The organism is Klebsiella sp. K47 (assembly GCF_051858335.1).
GTDB classification, from domain to species: Bacteria; Pseudomonadota; Gammaproteobacteria; order Enterobacterales; family Enterobacteriaceae; genus Klebsiella; species Klebsiella pneumoniae.
In genome coordinates this window covers 1-1,025 of sequence record NZ_JBPYUI010000080.1, presented here as the reverse complement: position 1 = coordinate 1,025, position 1,025 = coordinate 1, and the positions used below count along the sequence as shown (strand labels likewise).

Genomic DNA, 1,025 nt, shown 5'->3' with positions numbered 1-1,025 from the left:
CTGATCTTTCCATGTTGTTCGATATCAAGGCGATCGCCTTCGACCAGTACCGCATCAAATATCTTGAACCGGAACTGGAAAACGCTTCTGTATCAGTACCGCTTATTCCTCACGGGCAGGGATACTACAAGGCGCAGGATTCAGGACTGTGGATGCCTCATTCCATCGAACTCTTTGAACAGATGCTGGATGATGGCGTAATCATTATTAAAACTAACCCCTGCCTCCGATGGAACGCTGCTTCCGCCGTAACCGAAGCCGACCAAAAAGAAAACCGCATATTCGCCAAGAAAAAGAGTACTGGTCGAATAGATGGTGTGGTTGCGTCGGCGATGGCAATTGGTGCTGCAGAAGGTTATGAGCCTGATGATGGCGATATAGAGGGCTTTTTTGACGATCCGATCATAGTGGGTATCTGATGGCTAAGAATAAACAGCAACCAGGGCGCGTTAAGAGCGCCCTTTTAAACTGGCTTGGTGTTCCCATAGGCCTGACTACCGGTGAATTCTGGCAGGAGTGGTTCGGGACCAGCAGTAGCGGAAAAGTTGTCACCGCTGACAAAATTATCAGGCTTTCTACCGTCTGGGCTTGCGTGAGGCTCTTGAGTGAGTCGGTATCCACGCTTCCGCTAAAAATTTACGAGAGACAGTCAGATGGATCTAGAAAACTGGCTCAGAATAATCTTGCATACCAGATATTATGCAGGCGCCCTAACCCGGAAATGACACCTTCCCGTTTCATGCTGATGATTGTGGCCAGCATTTGTCTGCGTGGTAATGCTTTTGTCGAAAAGTTTTTCATTGGTAACAAGTTGGTATCAATGGTTCCGCTTCTTCCTCAGAAAATGGTTGTAAAGCGACTCGATAACGGAAAATTACAGTACACCTACACGGAAAATGGCGTTCCGCGGATCATTCCTGTAGACAGGATGATGCATATTCGTGGGTTTGGTCTCGATGGCGTGTGCGGCATGATGCCGACAATGGCCGGGGTTGACGTTTTCGGCGCTGCTATGTCGGTTGATG

General features: G+C 48.5%; 2 protein-coding genes. Both read left to right on the top strand.

The features are described 5' to 3' along the window. Positions 1-419: terminase TerL endonuclease subunit (locus tag RRF55_RS27125; RefSeq protein ID WP_439419202.1), on the top strand; the 419-nt coding region annotated here is incomplete at its 5' end. Continuing rightward, positions 419-1,025: phage portal protein (locus tag RRF55_RS27120; RefSeq protein WP_439419201.1), on the top strand; the 607-nt coding region annotated here is incomplete at its 3' end. The genes RRF55_RS27125 and RRF55_RS27120, both read left to right, overlap by 1 nt.